The organism is Thauera phenylacetica B4P (assembly GCF_000310225.1).
In the GTDB taxonomy this organism is placed as follows: Bacteria; Pseudomonadota; Gammaproteobacteria; order Burkholderiales; family Rhodocyclaceae; genus Thauera; species Thauera phenylacetica.
In genome coordinates this window covers 1-3,587 of the sequence record NZ_AMXF01000315.1, presented here as the reverse complement: position 1 = coordinate 3,587, position 3,587 = coordinate 1, and the positions used below count along the sequence as shown (strand labels likewise).

The following is a 3,587-nucleotide window of genomic DNA, read 5'->3' as shown; positions in this document are numbered from 1 at the left end:
CGCCTCCGGCGCCGCAGCCTCGACGGCAGGCGCCGCTTCGACGGCGGCGGCTTCGGCGATGGGCGTGGCGGCCTCGGCCACCGGCGCGACGGCCTCGACCGGCGCAGGCGCTTCCCTCACCACCTCGGCGAGCTCAACCGGCTCGGCCGGCGCGGATTCGACGCCAGCCTGCTCGGCGAGCTCGTCGCGCTTCACGAAGGTGCGCTTCTTGCGCACCTCGACCTGCACCGTGCGCGCACGCCCGGTGGAGTCGGTGGCGCGGATCTCGCTCGTCTGCTTGCGCGTCAGGGTGATCTTGCCCTTGGGCTGGGTGTCGCCGTGCGAACGCCGCAGGTATTCCAGCAGCCTCGCCTTGTCCTGTTCGGCGAGCAGGTCGGTGGGGCCGGATTTTTCCACGCCCGCACGCTTCAACTGCTCGAGCAGCACCGCGGCCGGCATTTTCAGTTCGCCGGCAAACTGGGTCACGCTCATCTGTTCCATTACTGCCCTCCCATCATTCTTCGAACCAATGGGCGCGCGCAACGGAAATCAGCGCCTTGGCTCTTTCTTCGTCGATCCCGGCCATTTCGACCAGCTCGTCGACCGCTAGGTCGGCCAGGTCGTCGCGGGTACGAATGCCCTGCTGGGCCAGTGTGGCGGCCAGCGACTTCTCCATGCCTTCGAGGCCGAGCAAGTCGTCTGAAACCTTCTCGAGCTGCTCCTCGGTGACGATGGCCTCGGTCAGCAGCACATTGCGCGCTCGATTGCGCAGTTCGTTGACCGTGTCCTCGTCGAAGGCCTCGATCTCGAGCATTTCGGAGAGCGGCACGTAGGCCACCTCTTCCAGCGAGGAGAAACCCTCCTCGATCAGGATGTCGGCGAGTTCCTCGTCGACATCCAGCTTTTCCATGAACAGCGCGCGCAGGCCCTGCTGCTCCTGGGCGGTCTTCTCGGCCGACTCCTGCTCGCTCATCAGGTTGATCGTCCACCCGGTGAGCTCGGAGGCGAGCTTGACGTTCTGGCCGCTGCGGCCGATGGCGATCGCGAGGTTGTTCTCGTCGACCACCACGTCCATGGCGTGCGACTCCTCGTCGACGACGATGGAGACGACCTCGGCCGGCTGCAGCGCGGCGACCACGAACTGGGCGGGGTCCGACGACCACACGATGATGTCGATCTGCTCGCCGCCGATCTCGTTGCGCACCGCGGTGACGCGCGAGCCGCGCAGGCCGACGCAGGTGCCGATCGGGTCGATGCGCTGGTCGTTGGACTTGACCGCGATCTTGGCGCGCAGGCCGGGGTCGCGGGCGCAGGCCTTGAGCTCGAGCAGGCCGTCCTCGATCTCGGGGACCTCGAGCTCGAAGAGCTTCATCAGGAACTCGGGCGCGGTGCGCGACAGCACCAGCTGCGGGCCGCGGGCGCCGCGGTCGATGCGCAGCAGGAAGGCCTTGACGCGGTCGCCCACGCGCAGGTTCTCGCGCGGGATCTGCTGGTCGCGCGGCAGCACGGCCTCCATGCGGCCGACCTCGATGATCGCGTTGCCGCGCTCCATGCGCTTGATCGAACCGGAGACGAGGAATTCCTTGCGGTCGAGGAAGTCGTTGAGCACCTGCTCGCGCTCGGCGTCGCGGATCTTCTGCAGGATCACCTGCTTGGCGGCCTGGGCGCCGATGCGACCGAAGTCGATCGGCTCGAGCTCTTCCTCGATGTAGTCGCCGATCTGCACGTCGGCGCGCAGCTCGCGGGCGTCGATGATGCCCATCTCGGCCTCGTCATTGACGACCTCCTCGTCGAGCATCACCAGCCAGCGGCGCTTCGAGGTGTAGTCGCCCGAATCGCGGTCGATCGACACCACCACGTCGGCATCGTCGTGGATGCGTTTCTTGGTCGCAGAGGCCAAGGCGGTTTCGAGCGCGGAAAAAACGATGTCCTTGGCGACGTTCTTCTCGCGCGCCAAGGCATCGACAAGCAGCAGGATCTCGCGGCTCATTTCAGTAAAACCTCCACATCCACAGTCTCAAAATTGGGGCATCAGGCGTGCTTTCTCGATGTCTTCGAAGGGCAGCAGCACCTCGCCCTTCTCGGTGCGCAGCGCCACCGCGCCGTCCTGCACCCGCTCGATCACGCCCACGAAATTGCGTTGGTTGCCGATCGGCAGCGACAAGCGGACCTGCGCCTGCTCGCCGGCAAAGCGTTCGAAATCGGCCAGCTTCTTGAGCGGGCGATCGAGGCCGGGCGAGGACACCTCGAGCCGGTCGTAATCGACGTTCTCGACCTCGAACACACGCTGCAGCTGGTTGCTGACGGTGGCGCAGTCATCGACCGTGATGCCGCGCTCGATGTCGAGGAAGATGCGCAGCAAGCGGCCCTTGGGCGAGAACTCGATATCGACGAGTTCGTATCCCAGTCCGGTCACCACCTGCTCGATCAATCCCTCGACGTCCGCTCGCATCTGCCTGCCCCACCGCTCCGGCGCCGCGTCGGGCGCCACAAATAAAAAATGGGCGAAACGCCCATCAAACAATTGTTCCTGCACGAAAACCCGCTGGTCACAACCGCATGACGGAGCGGACGCCTGGCGTGGCTCATGGCCACAAAGGAAATCCATCCATCAAAGCCGAACGAGTATACAGCCAAAACGCGGGGTCGAGCAAACCCGCGCGCGAAGATCGCGCGCGGGTCGCTCCCCCGCGAGGCGGCACGCCGGGCGCCGCGGCGCTCAGCGCGGCTGGGTGCGGTGCAGCTTGACCGGGCGCTTGTCGCGCTGGTCCTGCTGGCGGCTCTGCTGCGGCGGCGGCAGGCCGGCGAGCGCGCAAGCCTCGGCCTCGGGCATCTCCATCCACATGCCGCGCTTGAGCCGGGCGGGCAGCTCGACGCTGCCGTAGCGCACCCGCATCAGCCGGCTCACGGTCAGGCCCACGGCCTCGAACATGCGCCGCACCTCGCGGTTGCGGCCTTCCGAGATCGTCACGCGGTACCAGTGGTTGGCGCCCTCGCCCCCCTCGTCGCGCAGCAGGTTGAACTTCGCCGGACCGTCCTCGAGCTCGATGCCCTCGGTGAGCGACTTGACCTGCTCCTCGGTCAGCTCGCCGAGGATGCGCACCGCATACTCTCGCTCGAGCTCGTAGCGCGGGTGCATGAGCTTGTTGGCGAGGTCGCCGTCATTGGTGAACAGGAGCAGCCCGGAGGTGTTGAAGTCCAGGCGCCCGACCGCCAGCCAGCGCCCCTTGCGCAGGATGGGCAGGCGCTCGAACACGGTGGGTCGACCCTCGGGGTCGTCGCGCGAGACGATCTCGCCCTCGGGCTTGTGGTAGATGAGCACGCGCGGCGAACGCTGGGTGAAGCGCAGCGGGACGAGCTTGCCATTGACCTTGACGCGGTCGCCCGGGCCGATCTTCTGGCCGAGCGAGGCCGGCAGGCCGTTGACCGAGATGCGCCCGGCCACCACCCACTCCTCGATCTCGCGCCGCGAGGCGATGCCGGCCTGGGCGAGCACCTTCTGCAGGCGCTCGGGCTCGCTGAGCGTGGTGGGCGCGTTGCGCCCGCCACCCTGGGCGCCGGCCGGCCCGCGTCCACGCGCGGGGCGCTCGCCGGCCTCGGGGTGGCCG

4 protein-coding genes are annotated in these 3,587 nt (G+C 67.5%); all 4 read right to left on the bottom strand.

The features are described from left to right. Nucleotides 1-480: translation initiation factor IF-2 associated domain-containing protein (locus tag C667_RS21100; protein ID WP_004382659.1), on the bottom strand; the 480-nt coding region annotated here is incomplete at its 3' end. A gap of 13 nt (nucleotides 481-493) precedes the next feature. Then, nucleotides 494-1,969, bottom strand: coding sequence for a transcription termination factor NusA (gene nusA, locus C667_RS21095; RefSeq protein WP_004382658.1), 1,476 nt, complete (start codon nucleotides 1,967-1,969; stop codon nucleotides 494-496). Between the two features lie 27 nt (nucleotides 1,970-1,996). Then, nucleotides 1,997-2,431, bottom strand: coding sequence for a ribosome maturation factor RimP (gene rimP, locus C667_RS21090; RefSeq protein ID WP_004382657.1), 435 nt, complete (start codon nucleotides 2,429-2,431; stop codon nucleotides 1,997-1,999). A gap of 267 nt (nucleotides 2,432-2,698) precedes the next feature. Then, nucleotides 2,699-3,587, bottom strand: an 889-nt coding sequence (gene rluB / locus C667_RS21085) for a 23S rRNA pseudouridine(2605) synthase RluB (protein ID WP_004382656.1), incomplete at its 5' end; no start/stop codon positions are given.